A 19,492-nucleotide genomic window follows, 5' to 3' on the forward strand; every position below is an offset into this window, starting at 1 on the left:
GCCGGGCCGTCACAGTCCGCAACATGGGCGTGCCGACCCGGCGCCCCGATGGGCGGATTCGGAGCGTCAGCATGGACGCCCCGGAGCCACCCTCCCTAGTATCGAAGGCGATGCGACACTCAGCGACCGTCACGATCGCCCCCGCCCGACCGCGCCGTCGGGGCCGCCGAGGGCCTCGCGGCCTCGCCCTGGCCCTCGCCGCCCTGAGCCTCGCCGCCCTCGCCGGACTCGCCACCGCAGCGCTGCCGTCGGCGGCCTGGGCGTCCGACCCTCCCGAGCTGGCGGGTCGGTCCATCGTCGACGACGTCGACGCCCTCGGATCGCGCGAGCCCGAGGTGCAGTCCGCCCTCGACGACCTCGCCTCGCAGCACGGGGTCGACCTCATCGTCGTCTACACCGACCGCTTCACGGGCGCTGCCGACCGGGAGGCCTGGGCCGACGAGGTCGCGGTGCAGAACCAGCTCGGCGTCGACGACGTCGTCCTGGCGGTCGCCACGAAGGACCGCCTGTACCAGCTCTCCGTCGATCCCGACTTCGAGCTCACCGACTCCCAGCTCGAGGAGGTGGAGACGGAGGCGATCGAGCCGTTCCTCCGCGACGAGGACTGGGCGGGCGCCGCCATCGGCGCCGCGACCGGCATCGGACAGGTGCTCGCCGGCGGATCGGTGGATCCGCAGCCCGTCCAGCCGAGCGACTCCTCCCCCGGCACCGGGTTCCCCGCCTGGCTCGCCTGGACGATCGCGATCGTGATCATCCTCGTCGGGATCGCCGTGCTCGTCGTGGTGCTCGTGCTGCGCCGACGGGGTCTGGACCGGCGCGTCGCCGCCCAGGCGCCCTCGGGCCCCACCCTCGCCGAGCTCGAGTCCGCCGTCGGAGCGGCGCTCATCGACCTCGACGACGCGGTCTCCTCGAGCGACGAGGAGCTCGGATTCGCCGTCGCCCAGTTCGGCGAGCAGGCGGCCGCCCCCTTCTCGGCGGCCCTCGCCCAGGTCAAGGACCAGCTCCGTCAGGCGTTCGAGATCAAGCAGCGTCTGGATGACGCCGTCCCCGACACCGACGAGGAGCGCCGGTCGTGGAGCGAGCAGATCCTCGCGATCTGCCGCGAGGCGTCGGAGACGCTCGACGCGCAGGAGGAGAGCTTCGACGCCCTGCGCGATCTGGAGAACGATCCGGAGCCCGCCATCCAGGCTGCCGAGACGCAGCTCACCGCCCTGTCCGCCGGCACCGCCTCCGTGGCGGCCTCCGTCGCCGAGCTGAGCGGTCGGTACGACGCCGCCGCGCTCACCACGGTCGCGGGGAGCGTGCAGCAGGCGCAGAGCCTGCGGGACTACGCCGAGAAGCAGCTCGCCGTCGCCCGGGCCGCGATCTCGTCCGGGGCCGCGGGAAAGGCTCTGGCCATCCGGTCCGCCCAGCAGGCGATCACGCAGATCGGGCAGCTCGCCCAGGGCGTCGAGGGCCTCCGGGCCGAGCTCGATCGGGCGGGGGCGGAGCTCACCGGCACCATCGCCGAGGCCGAGGGCGACGTCCGCGAGGCAGAGAGGCTGGCCACCGCGCCCACGACGACCTCGCCCGACCAGCTGCGGTCGCTGGCCTCCGCCCTCAGCGTCGAGATCGAGCGCGCACGCGGCCTCGGTCCCCGCAACCCGGTCGCCGCGCGCCAGGCGCTCGGCCTCGCCGGCGCCGCTCTCGATGCGGCGCTCGCGTCCGCCCGCGATGCCGAGGAGCAGGTGGCGCGCACGCTCGCGCAGCGCGATCGGGCGATCGCCTCGGCCCAGAGCGACGTCGCGTCCGCGTCGAGCTTCCTGCAGACCAGGCGTGGCGCCGTCGGCACGGATGCCCGAACCCGGCTCTCCGAGGCCCAGCGCCACCTCGACCAGGCGATCGCGCTGTCCTCGACCGATCCTGCGGAGTCACTCCGAGAGGCCACCACGGCGTCGCAGCTGGCGAACCTCGCGACGCGCTCGGCGCAGCAGGACCTGGCGGCCGCGCAGCAGGCCTACTACCAGAACGCACCCGTCTCCGGCGGCGGCGACGACTTCGGCGGCGCCTTCCTGGGCGGACTCCTCGGGAGCATGTTCGGGGGTGGCGGCGGGTCCTCCTACCGCACCGGCTGGTCCTCCGGACGCTCGCGCGGCGGGTTCGGCGGGTTCGGCGGGAGCTTCGGCGGATTCGGTGGCTCGAGCGGACGCAGCTCGTTCGGCGGCGGGCGCCGTGGCGGCGGCGGGAGCTTCGGCGGTCGCTCCGGCGGGGGCTCGCGGGGCGGACGCCGTGGCGGCGGCGGGCGCTTCTGACATGCTCTGCCGGAGACCGGGCATCCGTGCCACCATGAGGCGCAGGACGACCGCCGCGGGATCGACCATCAGACCACCGGACCAGACGTCCAGACCTGAGTGAAGGGAACACACACCATGGCCAAGCAGTCCATCTTCGGGCGGATCGCCCAGCTCGCGAAGGCGAACATCAACGCGCTCATCGATCAGGCCGAGGATCCTCAGCTCATGCTCGACCAGCTGGTGCGCGACTACACGTCGAACATCGCGGACGCGGAGAGCGCCATCGCCCAGACCATCGGCAACCTGCGACTGCTCGAGGAGGACCACCGCGAGGACGTCGCCGCTGCCGAGGACTGGGGCAGGAAGGCCCTGGCCGCGAGCAACAAGGCCGACGAGTTCCGCGCCGCGGGCAACACCGTCGACGCCGACAAGTTCGACGCCCTCGCCAAGGTCGCGCTCCAGCGCCAGCTGCAGAGCGAGAACGAGGCGAAGTCCGCCGAGCCGAGCATCGCGCAGCAGACCGAGTCGGTCGAGAAGCTCAAGTCGGGCCTGAACGCGATGAAGGAGAAGCTGAACCAGCTCGTCGCCAAGCGCGACAGCCTCGTGGCCCGCGCCAAGACCGCCGAGGCCCAGGGCAAGGTCCAGGACGCACTGAAGAACATCAACGTGCTCGACCCGACGAGCGACCTCTCCCGCTTCGAGGACCGCATCCGCCGCGAGGAGGCTCGCGTGCGCGGCCAGGAGGAGCTGAACGCCTCCAGCCTCGACGCCCAGTTCGAGAGCCTCGAGGACCTCGGCGAGCTCACCGAGGTCGACGCCCGGCTCGCCGAGCTCAAGGCCAAGAGCGCGTCCAGAGCGGTGACGAGCGGCGAGTAGGCCGTGGCCGCCTCGTTCGTCATCGTCCCCCAGTGGCAGGGCTCCGGATCGGCGCGCGCCATGCGTCTCATCGACGGCGCGCAGGCGATCCGGGGCGACCTGCCCTCCTCGGCGACGATCGACGTGAACGTACCCCCCGGCGCGGGCGAGAGCCTCGAGTCGGGGGTGCATCGCCTGACGAGCATCGCGACGGTCGCGGAGCGCCTGGATGAGGCGCTCGCCGGCGCCCCGGGCGTGCCGATCGTGATCGGCGGGGACTGCGGCATCGAGCTCGCCGCCGTGCGACGGGCGGCCGCCGCGTCCGACGAGCCGACCGCGCTCGTCTGGTTCGACGCCCATGCCGACGCGAACACCCCCGAGTCGAGCCCGAGCGGCGCCTTCCACGGCATGGTCGTGCGGGCGCTCCTCGGTGACGGACCCGACCGGCTCGTCACCGGACCCGCGCTGACACCCGACCTGCTCGTCCTGGCGGGGACCAGAGCGCTCGACGATGCGGAGGCCGACTACGTCGACGCCGCCGGCATCCGCGTGGTCGCCCCGCAGCAGGGCTTCGCCGACGCGGTCGTCGACGCGGTGCGGGCCACGGGTGCGACGCGGGTGTACGTCCACGTCGACCTCGACGTGCTCGATCCCGCCCAGATCCACGGTGTGCAGTTCCCGGAGCCGTTCGGTGTGAGCGTCGCCGAGCTGACCGAGGCGATCAGGGGCGTCCGCGACGCCGCGCAGCTGGTCGGTGCGGGGATCACGGAGTTCGCACCGGCCGACCCGTCGGAGGCCGTCGAGGATCTGCCCGCCATCCTCCGGATCGTGTCGGCACTGGTGCGCTGAGGAATACGCTGAGGATGCCGTGGGCCGCGGGGTCGACGGCGTGACAGGAGGACAGGGTGCAGGAGTTCGACGTCGTGGTGATCGGCGCCGGCGCGGTGGGCGAGAACGTCGCCGATCGCGCCGCGCAGGGCGGGCTCTCCGTCGCCCTGGTCGAGGCCGAGCTGGTGGGCGGTGAGTGCTCCTACTGGGCGTGCATGCCCTCGAAGGCGCTCCTTCGGAGCGCGACGGTCCTCCGCGAGGCGCAGCGGCTCCCGGGAGCGGCTCAGGCCGTGACCGGCGAGCTCGACGTGCCGGCGGTCTTCGCCCGCCGCAACTCCTTCACCAGCGACTGGGACGACGCGGGGCAGGTGGAGTGGGTCGTGGGTGCGGGCATCGACCTGATCCGCGGGCACGCGGTGTTCACCGGCGTGAAGGAGCTCCTCGTCACGGCCCCTGACGGCACGCGGACGCCGGTGCGAGCGCGTCACGCGATCGCGGTCTCGACCGGGTCGGCGGCGCTGCTGCCCGACATCCCCGGTCTGTCCGCGGCCCGTCCCTGGACCAGCCGCGACGCGACCAGCGCGAAGCAGGCCCCGAAGCGGCTGCTCGTCGTGGGGGGCGGGACCGTCGGGGTCGAGATGGCCACCGCGTACGCCGGCTTCGGCACCGCCGTCACCCTGCTCTCCCGGGGCCCGTTGCTGGCGAACCAGGAGCCCTTCGCGGGCGACCTCGTCACGGAGTCGCTCCGCGAGCTGGGTGTCGACGTGCGCCTCGGGGTCTCCGCCGAGCGCATCGAGCGAGGCGACGACGGAGTGGTGCGCGCGACGCTCCCCGGCGGCGAGATCGTGGAGGCGGACGAGGTGCTCGTCGCCATCGGCCGCACCCCGCGCACGGGCGACCTCGGGCTCGAGACCCTCGGCCTCGAACCGGGCGCCTGGTTGGACGTGGACGACACCATGCTGGTGCAGGGGCCGGACGGGCACGCGCTCGAGGGCGAGTGGCTCTACGCCACCGGCGACGTCAACCACCGCGCCCTGCTGACGCACCAGGGCAAGTACCAGGCACGCGCGGCCGGCGACGCGATCGCCGCTCGCGCCAAGGGCCTCCCCGTCGACGACGCCCCGTGGGGTCGCCACGTGGCGACCGCGGACCACGCGAGCGTCCCGCAGGTCACCTTCAGCGATCCGGAGGTGGCCTCGGTCGGCCTCACCGCCGCGGCGGCGGAGAAGGCCGGCCTCCGTGTCCGCGTCGTCGACTACGAGATCGGGAACGTGGCGGGCGCCTCGGTCCACCTCGACGGCTACAAGGGCACCGCCCGGATGGTCGTCGACGAGGATCGCGGCGTGATCGTGGGCGCCACGTTCGTCGGCGCGGACGTCGCCGACCTGCTTCACTCGGCCACGATCGCCGTCGTCGGCGAGGTACCCGTCAAGCGGCTCTGGCACGCCGTCCCCTCCTACCCGACGATCAGCGAGGTGTGGCTGAGGCTGCTCGAGACCTACGGCCGGGACTCGGCCTGATGGATCGGGTTCGCACGATCCTCTTCGCTCCCCTCGTGGTGCGGGCCGGGTACCTCTACGCCACGGCGGTCGCCCTGACCTGGGGCGCACTCCTCAGCACCGGCAGGGTGCGACGCGTCGACGGGCTCTTCGTGTGCACCGGACTGCCGTCGTGGGCGTTCCGTCGCGGCGGGACGTGCGTGGGCGGCGTGTACCTCACCGACCACAACGACTCCGTCGCCGTGCTGAGGCACGAGGGGGTGCACCGCAGGCAGTGGCAGGCGTACGGGATGATGTTCCCGCTGATGTACGCCCTCGCCGGGCAGGATCCGCTGCACAACCACTTCGAGATCGAGGCCGGTCTCGAGGACGGCGGCTACGTCAGACGGCGCTGACCTCGCGGTAGGTGTCACCGGCGAACCAGACGCGGACGGCGTCGCCGTCGTCGTGCTCGGAGTCGGTGCTCATCTCGCCGACCCACGCCCGGACCGCGCGGCGGAGGGCCTGCCCGCGCTCGCAGGGCAGGCACGTCCCGGGCTCGCCGCTACGGGTGTCGCGGGTGAGCCAGGTCACGACCATGCGGCTCGGCGCGGCGAGAGGGAGGATGTCGGCGGCGCTCGGCACCTCGACGAACACCTGCCCGCGGGCCTTCTCCGGCAGGAGCGCCAGCGTGCCGCGCAGCTCGTCGAGGGTGGCCTCGGTGCCGGCGAGGAGGACGCGGCCGCCGAGGGTGGCGAGCTCGAAGGCGTCGGTGGAGATCACGTACATGGCCCGATCAGTATAGGCATACCTAACTTAGGGTTGCCACACCTCAGGGCGGAGGATCGGCGGATCACCAGACCGGAGGCCGACGCGCCGTCCAGTCCAGCCGTCGCTCCAGCTGACGCCCCAGCGCCAGCAGCGTGGCCTCTCCCCCGGGCCGCCCGATGAGCTGCGCTCCCATCGGCAGCCCGTCGTCCGTCCAGTGCACCGGCAGGGTGAGCGCGGGCAGGCCGCTCGCGTTCACGAACGAGGTGAACGGCGTGTACTGCACCTGCTGGGCGAAGTTGCGCTCGCCGTCCTCCTGGTCGTACCAGCCGATCGGCCTCGGGGTCATGGCGAGCGTCGGCGTGAGCACGGCGTCGAAGGCGGAGAACTGGCGGATGAGGGCGGCCTCGAAGTCGGACAGGCTCGCGATCGCCCACACCAGCGAGCTCGCCGGGAGCTCGCGACCGCGGAGCACCAGCCAGCGCGTGAGCGGCTCGAGGAGATCGAGCTCCTCGTCGGTCGCGGCGGGGATCAGCGACGCCCCCGCCTGCCAGATCACCCGGAACGCGGCCGAGTAGTCCGGGGTCGGCTCGAGCGAGATCCGCTCGAGACCGTGACCCAGGGCATCCAGCGCGGACACGGCCACGTCGAGGGCCGCCGTCGCCTCGGGGTCGACCACGATGTCGTAGTCGTGGCGCCACGGCGAGTCGGTGAGCACCCCGATCTGGAAGCGTCCCTCGCCTCGGACCGCCGCGCCGAGGAACAGCCCGTCCTCCGGGGCGGGCGCCCGGAGCGTGTGATCGAAGCGGATGCGGTCGCCGTCCTTCGCGATGATGCCGTCGAGGAGGAACGCGACATCCTCGACCGTGCGTCCGATGGTCCCCGCGACGGGCAGTCCGGCCGGCGCCCCGAGACCCGAGCCGGCGGGGACGAGCCCGCGGGAGGGCTTGATGCCGACCAGACCGCAGGCGGCGGCCGGGATGCGGATGGAGCCCCCGCCGTCGCTGCCGGTCGCGAACGGCAGGAGACCGGCCGCCACCGCGGCCGCCGCTCCCCCGCTCGAGCCGCCCGCACCCCGGCTCAGGTCCCACGGCGTCCGCGTCGGCGGGGCGACCCGGGACTCCGTGTAGCTCGGCAGTCCGAACTCGGGGGTGGTCGTCTTCCCGAGGCTGACCGCACCCGCCTCGTCGAGCTGCACCGCCAGCGCATCCGACTCCTCCGGCACGAAGTGCTCGAAGAGGCGCGATCCGAAGGTGGTCCGCACCCCCGCCGTCCGGACGAGGTCCTTGTCGGCGTGCGGCAGGCCCCAGAGCGGCGCCGTGCGGGGCACCGACGACTGGACCGTCTCCGCGCGCCGTCTGGCCCGCTCCGCGGTCACCGTCACGAAGGCCCCCACGGCCTCGCCGTGCGTGTCGATCCGGTCGAGGTAGTGGTCCGTGAGCTCCAGGACGCCGACCTCGCCGCGCTGCAGCAGGCGCCACTGCTCGAGGGCCGTGAGCTCGTGGAGATCGGTCATCGCGTCCTCACTTGATCGACTTCTGCAGCAGCACCGTTCCGAGCCAGTGGCCGAACTTGAAGCCCACCCGGCCGAGCCGGCCGACCTCCTTGAACCCGAAGCGCTGGTGCAGCCGCAGCGATGCCTCCGCTCCCTGGTCGGCGATGACCGACAGCATCTCCTTGATGCCCGCGGCCTTCGCCCGCACGATGAGCTCGCCGAGGAGCGCGCTCCCGAGGCCCTTGCCCGTGGCCGCGGGGCCGAGGTAGATCGAGATCTCGACGGTCCGCCGGTAGGCCGCCTTCTGGCGCCAGGGAGAGACGTACGCGAAGCCCAGGATGGTGTCGATCGGGGAGACCGCCACCAGGAAGGGGTAGTTCAGCTTCTGGGTCCACGCGAACTTGCTGCGCCACTCGCGCAGGGTCATCGCATCCTCGTCGAGGGTGACCACCGTGTTGGCGACGTAGTGGTTGTAGATCTCGCGGATGTAGGGCAGGTCGGCCGCGGTGGCGTCGCGGAGCGAGTACTCGAAGCCGCGCTCGGGCTCCTCGCGCTTCCTCAGCGCCGGGGGCAGCCGTCGTCGTGGCTGGTACTCCTCCTCAAGCATCCCCCCAGCCTATCCGCGCGCCGCGAACCGGCACACGATCAGTCCAGGCGCCAGTCGACCGGGTCGGCACCCTGCTCGACGAGCAGGCGGTTCACCGCGGAGAACGGCTTCGAGCCGAAGAAGCCGCGGGAGGCCGAGAGCGGGCTCGGATGCGGGCTCGATACCGACGGCACGGAGCCGAGCGCAGGGCGGAGGGAGGCCGCGTCGCGCCCCCAGAGGATCGCGACCAGGGGGCCGCCGCGACCGGCCAGGACCTCGATGGCGCGGTCGGTGATCTGCTCCCAGCCACGACCCCGGTGGGATCCGGGCTGCCCCGGCTGCACCGTGAGGACCCTGTTGAGGAGCATGACCCCGTTCTGGCTCCACCGCGTCAGGTCGCCGTGCGGCGGCGGCTCGATCCCGAGGTCGTCGCGGAGCTCGCGGTAGATGTTGCCGAGACTGCGAGGCACCGGGCGGACGTGACGCTCGACGGCGAACGAGAGCCCGATCGGATGCCCCGGGGTCGGGTAGGGATCCTGCCCCACGATGAGCACCCGAACGTCGGCCAGCGGCGTCCGGAACGCCCGGAGCACATCCGGACCGGCGGGGAGGTAGCCCCTGCCTGCGGCGGTCTCGGCACGAAGGAAGTCGCCGAGCGCGGCGAGCGTCGGCCCCACGGGCTCGAGCGCCGCCGCCCATCCGGGATCGACGAGACCCGCCTCGGCGAGCTGCGGGAGGGAGAGGGCGGTCATGCGCCCGGGTCGTCGGAACCCGCGGTCGAGACCCTCACGCTGCCCCCGTCGGGCGTCGCCTTCCAGACGCTGCCGCGCCCGACCACGGCGAGCGGACCGTCGCCGACGATCAGGGCCGTGTGCTCGTCGATGGCCACCCCGCCGTCGACCGCGCCGGCCTCCGTCGCGGCGAGGAGCCTCGTGACCGTGCCCCACTGCGTCCCGTGCACGTCGACCGCGAGGTCGATGAGGCCGATGCCCTGCTCGACCGTGACCTCATCGAGCTCCTCGTTCGCCTCCTCCGGCGCGACCTCGACACCGCCGATGCGCCAGCCGCCCACGATCGCGCGCTCGGCGGCGAGGGCCGCCCCCGCCGAGAAGCCGAGGTACGGGACCCCTGACGCGACCAGCCGACGGATCTCGAGGAAGGCCGGCTCGAGCGAGACGCGGTACGCGGGGGTGAGGCCGCCCCACACGACGATGCCGTCGGCGCCGGCGAGGGCCGTGGGGTCGATCGGCGCGTTCTCCGGCGCCAGCACCGCCACCGGGTCGAGCTGCGTGAACTGCGAGTAGTAGGCCACCAGCTCGGCGTACTTCTCGGGACCGTCGTGGTCGCGGACGAGCACGACGACCAGACGCGCGCCTTCGAGGACGCCGGCCGAGACGGCGTGCGCCTCGACCTCGTCGAAGAAGCGGCGGTAGACGGCGCCGTCCGTGACGTCGGGCCAGCCGCCGCCGACGAGATGGATGCTCACGCGGCGGTCACCGGCGCCTGAGCCGACCACGGGAACACGATCCACCGATCCGTGGTCTTCCAGTGGTAGTGCGGGGCGATGACCGACCGGGGCTTGATGTACAGGGTCGTCGACTTGACCGTGATGCCCACCCGCTCGAGGAGGTCGACCACCAGGGCCAGCGTGCGCCCGGAGTCGGCGACGTCGTCGACGAGCAGGATCTGCTTGCCGATGAGCGGCTCGTTGTCGAGCAGCGGCGGCAGGATGATGGGCTCCGGCAGCGTCTCCTCGACGTCGGTGTAGAACTCCACGTTCAGGCTGCCGCAGCTCTTGGTGCCGAGCGCGTAGGCGAGCGCTCCCGCGGGGATGAGGCCGCCGCGGGCGATGGCGATCACGAAGTCGGGGATGAACCCGTCGTCGGCGATCCGCTGCGCGAGCTCTCGGGTCGCGTCTCCGAAGTCGGCCCAGGTGAGCACCTCGCGCTCGGGGACGGCCTCGCCGCTGCCCTCCGCGACATCCGGTTCCGCTGCGTTCGAGTCCTGCGTGGTCGATGCCATGCGACAACGGTACCGGATGCCCTAGCATCCGAAGATGACCGGGACCACCGCCGCCGGACCTCGTCGCCGCACGACCGCCCTGGGCGTCACGGCCGGCCTGATCGGGTACCTCTTCTTCGTCGAGCTGACCAGCGGGATCATCCAGGGCTACTACGTCCCTCTGATCCCCGACCTGGTCGACCACCTCGGCATACACGACGCCGACTTCAACTGGTTCGAGGCCGCTCAGCTGCTGCTCTCGGCGATCGTGGTCCCCGTTCTGGCGAAGCTCGGCGACATGGTCGGGCACAAGCGCATCCTGCTGATCTCCTCGATCGTCACCGCGGCGGCGACCTGGTGGCTGGCCTTCGCCGGCGACTTCACCTCGTTCCTCGTGGCCTGGGCGCTGCAGGGCTTCTACGTCGTCTGGCTGCCGCTCGAGGTGGCGCTCATCTTCGACCGCGGCCGCAGGACGGGCCATGGCCCGTCGCAGACCCGGCGGGCGGCGGGCCTGCTGGTCGTCGCCCTCGAGACCGGGGCGATCGTCGGAGCGCTGGCAGGCGGGAGGCTCTTCAGCGCCTTCGGCGGCGATGTCACGCTCACCCTGATGCTCCCCGCCGTGGCGACCACCCTCGTGATCGTGGCCATCCTGTTCGGCGTGCCCGAGTCGGAGCCCGTGCGCGGCCGCAGCCTCGACACCGGAGGCTTCGTCCTCCTCACCCTCGCGCTGCTGCTCGTGACGAGCGGACTCACGTTCCTCCGTCTCGAGGGTCCCGGAGCGTGGTGGGTCTGGCTCGTCATCGCGGTCGGCATCGCCGCCTTCTACCCGTTCGGCCGGTACGAGCTGCGGCACCGCGACCCCGCGATCGACCTGAGGATGCTGGCCCGGCCGACCATGTGGCCGGTCCAGCTCACCGCGGGGCTGGTGGGCATCAGCATCCTCGGAGCGCAGGCCCCGCTCAGCACCTACGCCGGGACCGACCCCGCCAACGGCTACGGGCTCGGCCTCGACTCGAGCGACATCTCGACCCTCATCGGCGCGTACCTGATCGCGATGATCGTGGGAGCGCTCCTCTTCCCCGTGCTCTCGCGACGGGCGAGCCCCCGCGTGGCGATGATCGTCGGGACCTTCCTCGTCGCCATCGGCTACTGCCTCTGGCTGCCGTTCCACGACGAGGTCTGGCAGGGGTTCACGAACATGGTCATCGCCGGGCTCGGCTCGGGCGCCCTGGTGGGCGCCCTTCCCGCGGCCGCGGCGGCGGCGGCCCCCGTCGGGCAGACCGGCATCGCCGCGGGGATGACCAACACCACGAAGACCATCGGCGGCTCGTTCGCCTCCGCGGTGTTCGCGGTCGTGCTGTTCCAGGGCGCCGCCACCGCGGTCGACGCCACGGCGTCGAGCCTCAGCGGCTACCTCGTGGTGTGGGCGGTCTGCGGCGGCACCGCACTCGTCGCGGCCGTCCTGCTCTTCTTCGTCCCGAAGCTGGCGTTCGCCGACCCGGAGGCGGAGACCCTGGTCGCGGCCGCGCCTACCGGCCGTCCGGCTGCTTGACCGCGAGCTCGCCTCGCGCGATCTTGTACACCGTCGACTGGGCGACCGGCTTGATGATGACGAGGTCGAGACTGACGTGGGCCGGCATCTCGAGCATCGAGCGGATGGTCGCGGCCACGTCGTCCGCGCTCAGCGGGTCGACGACCCCCTGGTAGACCGCGTCGGCCCGCGCCTGGTCGCCGCCGAAGCGGTTGAGCGAGAACTCCTCGGTCTTGACCATGCCCGGGGCGATCTCGAGCACGCGGATCGGTTCGCCCGAGAGGTCGATGCGCAGCGCCTCCACGAGGGCGTGCTCCCCGAACTTGGCGGCGTTGTACCCGCCGCCGCCCTGATAGGGGAAGAACCCGGCCACGCTCGTGACGGTGAGGATGTCGGCTCCGTCGGCGTGCCCGGCGGAGACGGACTCGCGGAGCAGGGGCAGGAGCGCCGTGATCACGCGCTTCGTCCCGAGCACGTTGATCTCGTACATCCAGCGCCAGTCGTCGAGGCTGCCCTCGCCGACGGCATCCTGGCCCATCGCACCGCCGGCGTTGTTCACGAGCGTCGTGATCCCGCCCGTGGCCCGCAGGTGATCGCGGAGCGCCTCCACGTCGGCGTCCACCGTGAGGTCGGCGACGAACACGTCGGCGCCGGTCTCCTCGGCCAGAGCACGCAGTCGGTCCTCACGGCGCGCGACGGCCACGACCTCCCATCCGCTGCTGCGGAGCGACCGGACGGTCGCCTCCCCGATCCCGGAACTGGCTCCTGTCACCACGGCACGTCTCATGGATCCAGGTTACGGCGCGTGTCGGCCGCTCTTGAACGCCACGAGAGGCCTCCCTACTCTCGGGATCGACCAGTACACCGTCGTCAGGAGAGGACCCATGAGCGAGAACGCCGCGGACTGGAAGTTCGAGACCAAGCAGATCCACTCGGGTGCCCAGCCCGACCCGGTGACCAACGCCAGGGCCACGCCCATCTACCAGACGACGTCGTACGTCTTCAACAGCGCCGACCACGCCAAGAACCTCTTCGCCCTGGCGGAGTTCGGCAACATCTACACGCGCATCCAGAATCCCACGCAGGATGTCGTGGAGCAGCGCGTCGCCGCGCTCGAGGGCGGCACGGCCGCGCTCCTGGTCTCGTCGGGGCAGGCGGCGGAGACGTTCGCGGTGCTCAACATCGCCCAGGCCGGCGACCACATCGTCTCGTCGTCGTCGATCTACGGCGGCACCTACAACCTCTTCAAGTACACGCTCGCGAAGCTCGGGATCGAGACCACCTTCGTCGAGAACCAGGACGACCCCGAGGAGTGGCGTCGCGCCGTGCGCCCGAACACCAAGCTGTTCTTCGCCGAGACCATCGGAAACCCGAAGATCAACATCCTCGACATCGAGCTGGTCTCGGGCGTGGCCCACGAGAACGGACTGCCGCTGATCGTCGACAACACGATCGCGACGCCGTACCTCATCCGCCCGTTCGAGCACGGAGCGGACATCGTGGTCCACTCCGCGACCAAGTTCCTCGGCGGTCACGGGACCGTCATCGGCGGAGTCATCGTCGACGGCGGCCGCTTCGAGTGGTCGAAGAACGTCGAGCGCTTCCCGGGTCTCACCGAGCCCGACCCGTCGTACCACGGCGCGAGCTACACGGGCGTCCTCGGCGATGCGATCGCCTACATCATCAAGGCCCGCGTGCAGCTGCTCCGCGACCTCGGCTCCTCCATCGCCCCGGCGAGCGCGTTCCAGCTCATCCAGGGCATCGAGACGCTCTCCCTCCGCATCGAGCGGCACGTGCAGAACGCGCAGGAGATCGCCGAGTGGCTCGACTCGCACGAGGACGTCGCCACGGTCTACTACGCCGGACTCCCGTCGAGCCCGTGGTACTCGGCGGCCAACAAGTACGCCCCGAAGGGCGTCGGCGCCGTGCTCAGCTTCGAGCTGAAGGGCGGTGTGGATGCGGGGCGCACGTTCGTCGAGAGCCTGTCGCTGTTCAGCCACCTGGCGAACATCGGAGACGTGCGGTCCCTCGTCATCCATCCGGCGTCGACCACCCACTCGCAGCTGACGCCCGAGCAGCAGCTCACGACGGGGGTCACGCCCGGTCTCGTCAGGCTCTCCGTGGGGCTGGAGAACATCGACGACCTCAAGGCCGACCTCGAGCAGGGCCTCGCCGCGGCCCGCCGCACGGCGGAGGCCGCGCGCGTCTGACCGCGCTCCCCCGAGCGCCCCGTGTCGATCCCGGCACGGGGCGCTCTCTCGTCGTCCCGTACCGCCCGGGCTTTGTCCAGGTTTCCGTCGCGAATCTCGGATCTCGCGACGGAAACCTGGACAAAGCCGGATCCCTGCGTCGAGGTGAGGACGTAACAATCGCGCGCGGGCCCACGCCCGTCGCCAGAATGGACACGATGGACTGGCAGACACCCGAGGACACCGTCCCGAGCGGCTTCGTCCCCGACGCCGTCCAACGGACGCTGGGACACGCGCTCCCACCCGCGACCGGAGCCTGGCGCGAGGGCGACCCGGTCGGCCGACGGAGGTTCGTCGACGTCGTGGACTTCCCGTTCGAGTCCGGGGAGCGACTGCCCCGCATCCGCGTGGCCTACGAGACCTACGGGCGGCTCTCCCCCGCCCGTGACAACGCCGTCCTGGTGCTGCACGCCCTCACCGGCGACAGCAACCTCAACCACCCGGCCGAGCCGGGGCATCCGACCGACGGCTGGTGGCCCGGCATCGTCGGCGAGGGCCTCCCGCTCGACACCGACCGCTGGTTCGTCGTCGCACCGAACATGCTCGGCGGCTGCCAGGGGACGACGGGGCCGTCCTCCATCGCGCCCGACGGCGTCGAGTGGGGAGCGCGCTTCCCGTACACCACCATCCGCGACCAGGTCGCCGCGCAGCGCGCCGTCGCCCAGCACCTCGGCATCACCCGGTGGGCGGCGGTGGTCGGAGGCTCGATGGGCGGGATGCACGCCCTCGAGTGGGCGGTGACCCACCCCGAGGAGGTCGAGCGGCTCGCCGTCATCGCGGCGCCCGCCGCGTCGTCCGCCGACCAGATCGCCCTCAACTCCGTGCAGGTCGAGGCGGTCCGTACCGACCCGCTGTTCCACGACGGCGCCTACTACGACGAGATCGACGGCGAGGGCCCCCACCGCGGCCTCGCGCTGGCCAGACGGATGGCTCTGCTCAACTACCGCAGCCCGTCGGAGCTCAACGACCGGTTCCAGCGGAGCTGGCAGAGCGGCATCAGCCCGCTGGGGCACGGCGGACGATTCGCCGTGGAGTCGTACCTCGACTTCCACGGCAACAAGTTCACGCGACGGTTCGACGCCAACAGCTACATCACCCTCGTCGAGGCGATGAACAGCCACGACGTCGGTCGCGGCAGGGGCGGAGTGGTCGAGGCGCTGGAGTCGGTGACCGCGACCACGCTCGTGCTCGGCATCGACAGCGACAGGCTCTTCCCGGTCGCCGACCAGGAGCTCATCGCCCGGCACATCCCGACCACCGTGCACGGGAGGGATCCCGTGGTCCTCGAGTCGCCGTTCGGACACGACGGGTTCCTCATCGAGTTCGACGAGGTGGGTCGGCACCTGTCGCGGCTCCTCGGCGCGGCGTGATCGCATCCGGGATCGGGCGACAGAGGGCGGAGAGCAGGAAGCCGGGGAGCCCGCATCTCCTGCGCGCTCCCCGGCTGCACTCCCCCCAGGTCCCCTGCCAGGCTACGTTCCCGTTCCCAGACGGGCGTCCCCCAGTTGTGGGGGCAGCCACCTGTACGATGCGGAGTGTGATCCCCTGTCGCCCTACGATCGAGAGCTGATGGCACGGCCCGACCGCGAACGCAGGCGTCTGATCACGCGGACGGTCCGGGTGCTCGGGCTCGCCTTCACCGGGTGCTCGTTCGTGCTCGTCGCGGTCTCCGGAGCCACCGCGCTCGAGCGGGTCGTCATGCCGGCGATCCTCCTCATCGCCGTCGGCGTGGCGTTCGTCCTCGTCGGACGTGGGCGCACATGGTTCCGCCCCCTCCTGACGTACGTGCTCGGCGTCCTCGTGCTCGCCTCCTCGTGCCTGCCCGCGACGCTCCCCCGCGACGAGATCGAGGCGGCGGGGATCCAGCTCTTCGCCTCCACGGCGATGCCGGCGCTCCTCATCACCCTGTCGGGACAGCGCTGGCGGATCCCCGTGATCGTCGGCTCCTTCCTCCCCGTGGTCGTCCTCACCCTCCTCGCGACGGCCCAGGCGCAGCCGCTCGGGCTCACGGCGCTCTCGGTCGTGCTCGGCTGGGTCGCGTTCTCGATCGTGTCCCATTGGCTCGGCGCGAGCATCGACCGTGCCTCGGCCGGCATCGAGCGGCTCAAGCACGCCCACGCCGGCGAGCGCCTGGCCAGCGAGCGGGAGGCGGCCCGGCGCCGGAGCGCTCGCCTGCTCCACGACACCGTCCTCGCCACCCTCACGCTCCTGGCGCATTCGGGGGTGGGGGTGAACGCCGCGGCACTGCGGCACCAGGCGGAGGAGGATGCGCGGCTGCTCCGGCAGCTGCGGCTCGGCGACTCCCCCACGCCCACCGCCTCCGGGAGCTACAACCTCGAGCCGGTCGCGACCAGCGATCTCGGGCACACCCTCGAGTCGGTCAAGCAGCGCTTCGGGCATCTCGGTCTCGAGGTGGCGTGGCACGGAACGGGTCAGATCCTCCTCCGCAGCGACGTCCTCGACGCCTTCCTGCTGTCGCTCTCCGAGTGCCTCGAGAACGTCCGCAGGCACTCGGGGGTCGGGGCGGCCGACGTCACGATCACCGAGGACGACACGACCGTTAGGGCGATGGTGACGGACGAGGGGGTGGGGTTCGACCTCTCCTCCGTCGACGTCGAACGGCTGGGGATCGCGGAGTCGGTCATGGCGCGCATCCGCGACGTCGGAGGCAACGTCAGGCTCTTCTCGGCGCCGGGTTCCGGGACCACCGTCGTGCTGGAGGTGCCGCGATGAGCTCGGTCGATCCGAAGGCCGACGAGACCGGAGTGCTCACCCGCCTGGTCCGTGCGCGGGGTCTCGGGCCCCAGGCGGTCGACGAGGTGCGCGCGGGCATCGAGCGCGACTCGACGCTGGGCCTGTCGTACCTCGGCGTCGGCGCCACCCTAGTGGGCGTCCTCATGCTCGTGCGGGGCGTCACCGCGTATCTCGCGGCGTGGCACACCGACCCGGGGTTCCTGGTGCTCGGCGTGGCCTGGGCGCTCGTCATCGTCGCGTTCGTCGCGGTCCAGGTCCTCGTCCGCTCCACGCGAGGTCGTCTGCCGTCGCGGGCCTTCGCCGGGCTGCTCGCCTGCGATGCCGTCGCGCTCGCCGCCGACCTCTGGGTCACGGCGGTGTCGCCCTCCGCCGCGTCGTTCACGATCGCCATCGGCGTGGGGGCCACGCTGGTGGGCTGCGTCGCCGTCAGGTCGACCGTGGAGATCCTCGGCGCCACGTCCGCGCTCGGGGCGATACTGCTCGCGGTGATCGTCGCCCAGTCCGTCGCCACGGGGGTGGAGCCGGGGAGCAGGGTCGCGTACGCCATGGTCGCGGTCGTGCCGCCCTACGCCGCCGTGTGGCTCGTGCGCGCGTTCAGCACGTTCGTGCAGCGCACCCTCGACCGCAGCGTGGTGGAGAGCACGATCGGCACCGCCCGCTTCAGCACCGGCATCCTCGCCTCGAAGGAGCTCAGCCGCCTCGACCTGGAGGCGGAGGAGCTGCTGCGCGACGTCGCGCAGGGCGACCTCCCCCTTCCGCTCCCCTCCGTCGAGGCGGATCGCGCGGCCGCGCTGGCGTCGCGACTGCGGGTGCGCCTCATCGGCGGCCGCAAGGAGACCTGGCTGCACCATGCGCTCGCGGAGTCGGAGGTGCTCGGTCCGGTCGTGACGCTCGAGGATCCGGACGGCAGCGCGGCGTATCTCGACCCGCGCCAGCGGGACGGCCTGCTCTCGGCGATCTGGCTCCTGGCCGACGACAGCGCGCTCTCCGACCCGCGGCTCCACATCACCGTCGGACGGCGTCGCGGATCGGAGCAGAGCGTGGCCGTCGATATGATGGTGCTGCCGATCGTGCTCTCGATCACCGGTCTCGCGAGGCGGCGCGTCGATCCGGCTGTCTGGCCGGCCCTCGAACGCGTCGGCCGCTACACCGAGGATGCGCGCAGGGAACGCATTCGGATCCGCGTCGATGCTGTCGTCGCGGTACCTGACGCCTCCCGGTGAGGGGGCTACGAGGAGGGGACCAGTGACGACCGCCGACACGATGAGCACACCCGCGCGTGATCGCATCCGACTCGCCATCGTCGACGACCACCGCATGCTGCTCGGAGCGCTCACCCAGTGGATCGACGGCGCGGCCGACGACATCGAGGTCAGCGCCGCCGTCTCGACGTGGCCCGACCTCCTCACGCACGAGGCGTTCCCGGTCGACGTGGTGCTGCTCGACCTCGACCTGAAGGACAACCTCCCGGTCTCGGTGAAGCTGCGGGCCCTGAAGTCGGCCGGCGTGAGGACCGTGCTCATGAGCACGTACTCCGAGCCGGGCATCGTGCGCGAGGCGATCGCCGCCGGCGCGCTCGGCTACCTGGTCAAGACCGAGGAGGCCGACATGATCGTCGAGGCCATCCGGGCGGCGGCGGTGGGAGACAGCTTCATCTCCACCGAGCTCGACCTCGCGATCTCGGCCGAGGACCTCGACTCCGCTCCGCGACTGTCCGCGCAGGAGCGCCGCGTCATGGCGCTGTACGGCGGCGGCGAGCCCGTGAAGCAGGTGGCGAAGGCGCTCGACATCTCCGAGGAGACGGCGAAGTCGTACCTCAAGAGGATCCGCGAGAAGTACCGGCTGGTGGGCATCGACGTGGGCACGAAGGTGGCCCTGCGGAAGCGCGCCATCCAGGACGGCCTGCTCCCCCGCGACGACTTCCTCACCAGCCCCGCCCCGATGATCGACGACGACGAACCCCTCGACTGACCGCCGTCCTCGTGATGCAGCATGCCCGCCCGGGCGCTGGTCGCTAGGACGCACGCGTCGCGACGCACAGCGACCTGCGCCAGTAGCGCCGAACGGCGAGGACACGCCCGTGAGCGCGGGCGGGGAGGGCTGCTTCTCGCCGGCGGATGGGGTGCGGCGAGGACACGCCCTTCGGGCCGACGGTCCGGGCAGCTGCCGCAGGGTATGCCAGTCGAGATCGGTCCCATGGCCGCGGCACGACGCTTCAGTCGTCGCTGTCGCCCCCCCCACTCACCAGCGTGCCTCGCGCGATCCGCTTCAGTCGCTTCGCCGACGGGATGGTACGCGTTGTGCCACGCCGTCGGGTAGCCCGCGCGGCGAACTGAGGGTCGTTCCACGGAGAGTAGCGGGAATCGGATGGGACTCACACTCCCCACGATCTACCGATCAGCCGAGCTGGTTCTCACTGATCAGGTCGGGTGGATCGGTGGGGTCGGCATCATCGGGGGCGAACAGCCAGAGCCGGTGGGGGTGCGCGAGGAGGCCCGGTTCGAAGGCATGCACCAGGGTCCCGATCTGCCCGTCGACGTGCACCCGATCGCCTGGCTGGTGGCCCATGCTCAATCTTGCTCCGGTCGCCGCGGGCGAGGGAGCCCTCCGACGTTACGTCTGTGTGAACACGGGAGCGACGTGACCGTCGTCGGGCCACCCGCCCATCGCCGAC

The 19,492-nt window shown here is 71.8% G+C and carries 19 protein-coding genes; 11 read left to right on the forward strand and 8 right to left on the reverse strand.

The window, feature by feature from the left end; translation table 11 throughout:
• Positions 1-110 precede the first annotated feature (110 nt).
• From IEX69_RS21050 to IEX69_RS03535, 5 genes are all read left to right on the forward strand, one after another.
• The gene (locus IEX69_RS21050) at positions 111-2,291 is read left to right on the forward strand and encodes a TPM domain-containing protein (RefSeq protein ID WP_174604445.1); all 2,181 of its coding nucleotides are present in this window, start codon (positions 111-113) and stop codon (positions 2,289-2,291) included.
• 117 nt (positions 2,292-2,408) lie between these two features.
• Positions 2,409-3,149, forward strand: coding sequence for a PspA/IM30 family protein (locus tag IEX69_RS03520; RefSeq protein WP_085019741.1), 741 nt, complete (start codon positions 2,409-2,411; stop codon positions 3,147-3,149).
• A 3-nt stretch (positions 3,150-3,152) separates the two neighbouring features.
• The gene (locus IEX69_RS03525; RefSeq protein WP_229756220.1) at positions 3,153-3,977 is read left to right on the forward strand and encodes an arginase family protein; all 825 of its coding nucleotides are present in this window, start codon (positions 3,153-3,155) and stop codon (positions 3,975-3,977) included.
• 56 nt (positions 3,978-4,033) lie between these two features.
• Positions 4,034-5,476 (forward strand): dihydrolipoyl dehydrogenase family protein, encoded by a 1,443-nt coding sequence (locus tag IEX69_RS03530; protein ID WP_085019742.1) that lies wholly within the window; start codon positions 4,034-4,036, stop codon positions 5,474-5,476.
• Positions 5,476-5,850, forward strand: coding sequence for a Fe-S oxidoreductase (locus IEX69_RS03535; protein ID WP_085019743.1), 375 nt, complete (start codon positions 5,476-5,478; stop codon positions 5,848-5,850). The genes IEX69_RS03530 and IEX69_RS03535 overlap by 1 nt, the downstream gene beginning before the upstream one ends.
• Here IEX69_RS03535 and IEX69_RS03540 read toward each other — a convergent pair.
• From IEX69_RS03540 to IEX69_RS03565, 6 genes are all read right to left on the reverse strand, one after another.
• Positions 5,837-6,223, reverse strand: coding sequence for an SIP domain-containing protein (locus IEX69_RS03540; RefSeq protein ID WP_085019744.1), 387 nt, complete (start codon positions 6,221-6,223; stop codon positions 5,837-5,839). The two genes, IEX69_RS03535 and IEX69_RS03540, sit on opposite strands and share 14 nt — an antisense overlap.
• Positions 6,224-6,287: 64 nt before the next feature.
• Positions 6,288-7,718 carry an amidase gene (locus tag IEX69_RS03545; RefSeq protein WP_085019745.1) on the reverse strand — a complete coding sequence of 477 codons (1,431 nt, stop codon included), beginning with the start codon at positions 7,716-7,718 and terminating at the stop codon, positions 6,288-6,290.
• 7 nt (positions 7,719-7,725) lie between these two features.
• On the reverse strand, positions 7,726-8,304 hold the full coding sequence (locus tag IEX69_RS03550; RefSeq protein ID WP_085019746.1) for a GNAT family N-acetyltransferase: 579 nt from the start codon (positions 8,302-8,304) through the stop codon (positions 7,726-7,728).
• Between the two features lie 38 nt (positions 8,305-8,342).
• Positions 8,343-9,035: a uracil-DNA glycosylase gene (locus IEX69_RS03555; protein WP_085019747.1), complete on the reverse strand. Its 693-nt coding sequence runs from the start codon at positions 9,033-9,035 to the stop codon at positions 8,343-8,345.
• Complete coding sequence (locus tag IEX69_RS20800) at positions 9,032-9,769, reverse strand: type 1 glutamine amidotransferase family protein (RefSeq protein ID WP_085021454.1); 738 nt, start codon at positions 9,767-9,769, stop codon at positions 9,032-9,034. The genes IEX69_RS03555 and IEX69_RS20800 overlap by 4 nt, the downstream gene beginning before the upstream one ends.
• Entirely contained in the window at positions 9,766-10,305 is a 540-nt protein-coding gene (locus IEX69_RS03565) for a phosphoribosyltransferase (RefSeq protein ID WP_085019748.1), read from the reverse strand. Before IEX69_RS03565 ends, IEX69_RS20800 begins: the two co-directional genes overlap by 4 nt.
• A gap of 34 nt (positions 10,306-10,339) precedes the next feature.
• Here IEX69_RS03565 and IEX69_RS03570 point away from each other — a divergent pair, with 34 nt between their 5' ends.
• A complete protein-coding gene (locus tag IEX69_RS03570; RefSeq protein WP_085019749.1) occupies positions 10,340-11,836 on the forward strand; it encodes an MFS transporter in 1,497 nt (498 codons plus the stop codon).
• Here the strand turns inward: IEX69_RS03570 and IEX69_RS03575 are convergent.
• A complete protein-coding gene (locus IEX69_RS03575) occupies positions 11,814-12,602 on the reverse strand; it encodes an SDR family oxidoreductase (protein ID WP_085019750.1) in 789 nt (262 codons plus the stop codon). The two genes, IEX69_RS03570 and IEX69_RS03575, sit on opposite strands and share 23 nt — an antisense overlap.
• A gap of 97 nt (positions 12,603-12,699) precedes the next feature.
• On the opposite strand from IEX69_RS03575, the gene IEX69_RS03580 reads away from it, so the two are divergent.
• From IEX69_RS03580 to IEX69_RS03600, 5 genes are all read left to right on the forward strand, one after another.
• On the forward strand, positions 12,700-14,025 hold the full coding sequence (locus tag IEX69_RS03580) for a bifunctional o-acetylhomoserine/o-acetylserine sulfhydrylase (RefSeq protein ID WP_085019751.1): 1,326 nt from the start codon (positions 12,700-12,702) through the stop codon (positions 14,023-14,025).
• Between the two features lie 197 nt (positions 14,026-14,222).
• Positions 14,223-15,434, forward strand: a complete 1,212-nt coding sequence (gene metX / locus IEX69_RS03585; protein ID WP_085019752.1) for a homoserine O-acetyltransferase MetX — start codon at positions 14,223-14,225, stop codon at positions 15,432-15,434.
• A 199-nt stretch (positions 15,435-15,633) separates the two neighbouring features.
• A complete protein-coding gene (locus tag IEX69_RS03590; RefSeq protein WP_085019753.1) occupies positions 15,634-16,797 on the forward strand; it encodes a sensor histidine kinase in 1,164 nt (387 codons plus the stop codon).
• Positions 16,794-18,041: a hypothetical protein gene (locus IEX69_RS03595; RefSeq protein WP_085019754.1), complete on the forward strand. Its 1,248-nt coding sequence runs from the start codon at positions 16,794-16,796 to the stop codon at positions 18,039-18,041. The genes IEX69_RS03590 and IEX69_RS03595 overlap by 4 nt, the downstream gene beginning before the upstream one ends.
• Before the next feature lie 40 nt (positions 18,042-18,081).
• Positions 18,082-18,789, forward strand: a complete 708-nt coding sequence (locus IEX69_RS03600; protein WP_085021455.1) for a response regulator — start codon at positions 18,082-18,084, stop codon at positions 18,787-18,789.
• Between the two features lie 426 nt (positions 18,790-19,215).
• Here IEX69_RS03600 and IEX69_RS03605 read toward each other — a convergent pair whose 3' ends face one another.
• Complete coding sequence (locus IEX69_RS03605) at positions 19,216-19,386, reverse strand: hypothetical protein (protein ID WP_157127178.1); 171 nt, start codon at positions 19,384-19,386, stop codon at positions 19,216-19,218.
• Positions 19,387-19,492: the final 106 nt, after the last annotated feature.

The organism is Cnuibacter physcomitrellae (assembly GCF_014640535.1).
In the GTDB taxonomy this organism is placed as follows: Bacteria; Actinomycetota; Actinomycetes; order Actinomycetales; family Microbacteriaceae; genus Cnuibacter; species Cnuibacter physcomitrellae.

Coding starts and splice junctions, on each gene's coding strand:
- IEX69_RS03570 (WP_085019749.1), top strand. CDS start 10,340: ATGACCGGGACCACCGCCGCCGGACCTCGTCGCCGCACGACCGCCCTG.
- IEX69_RS03600 (WP_085021455.1), top strand. CDS start 18,082: ATGAGCACACCCGCGCGTGATCGCATCCGACTCGCCATCGTCGACGAC.
- IEX69_RS03605 (WP_157127178.1), bottom strand. CDS start 19,386: ATGGGCCACCAGCCAGGCGATCGGGTGCACGTCGACGGGCAGATCGGG.
- IEX69_RS03555 (WP_085019747.1), bottom strand. CDS start 9,035: ATGACCGCCCTCTCCCTCCCGCAGCTCGCCGAGGCGGGTCTCGTCGAT.
- IEX69_RS03575 (WP_085019750.1), bottom strand. CDS start 12,602: ATGAGACGTGCCGTGGTGACAGGAGCCAGTTCCGGGATCGGGGAGGCG.
- IEX69_RS21050 (WP_174604445.1), top strand. CDS start 111: ATGCGACACTCAGCGACCGTCACGATCGCCCCCGCCCGACCGCGCCGT.
- IEX69_RS03565 (WP_085019748.1), bottom strand. CDS start 10,305: ATGGCATCGACCACGCAGGACTCGAACGCAGCGGAACCGGATGTCGCG.
- IEX69_RS03595 (WP_085019754.1), top strand. CDS start 16,794: ATGAGCTCGGTCGATCCGAAGGCCGACGAGACCGGAGTGCTCACCCGC.
- IEX69_RS03540 (WP_085019744.1), bottom strand. CDS start 6,223: ATGTACGTGATCTCCACCGACGCCTTCGAGCTCGCCACCCTCGGCGGC.
- metX (WP_085019752.1), top strand. CDS start 14,223: ATGGACTGGCAGACACCCGAGGACACCGTCCCGAGCGGCTTCGTCCCC.
- IEX69_RS03535 (WP_085019743.1), top strand. CDS start 5,476: ATGGATCGGGTTCGCACGATCCTCTTCGCTCCCCTCGTGGTGCGGGCC.
- IEX69_RS03550 (WP_085019746.1), bottom strand. CDS start 8,304: ATGCTTGAGGAGGAGTACCAGCCACGACGACGGCTGCCCCCGGCGCTG.
- IEX69_RS03520 (WP_085019741.1), top strand. CDS start 2,409: ATGGCCAAGCAGTCCATCTTCGGGCGGATCGCCCAGCTCGCGAAGGCG.
- IEX69_RS03590 (WP_085019753.1), top strand. CDS start 15,634: ATGGCACGGCCCGACCGCGAACGCAGGCGTCTGATCACGCGGACGGTC.
- IEX69_RS03545 (WP_085019745.1), bottom strand. CDS start 7,718: ATGACCGATCTCCACGAGCTCACGGCCCTCGAGCAGTGGCGCCTGCTG.
- IEX69_RS03580 (WP_085019751.1), top strand. CDS start 12,700: ATGAGCGAGAACGCCGCGGACTGGAAGTTCGAGACCAAGCAGATCCAC.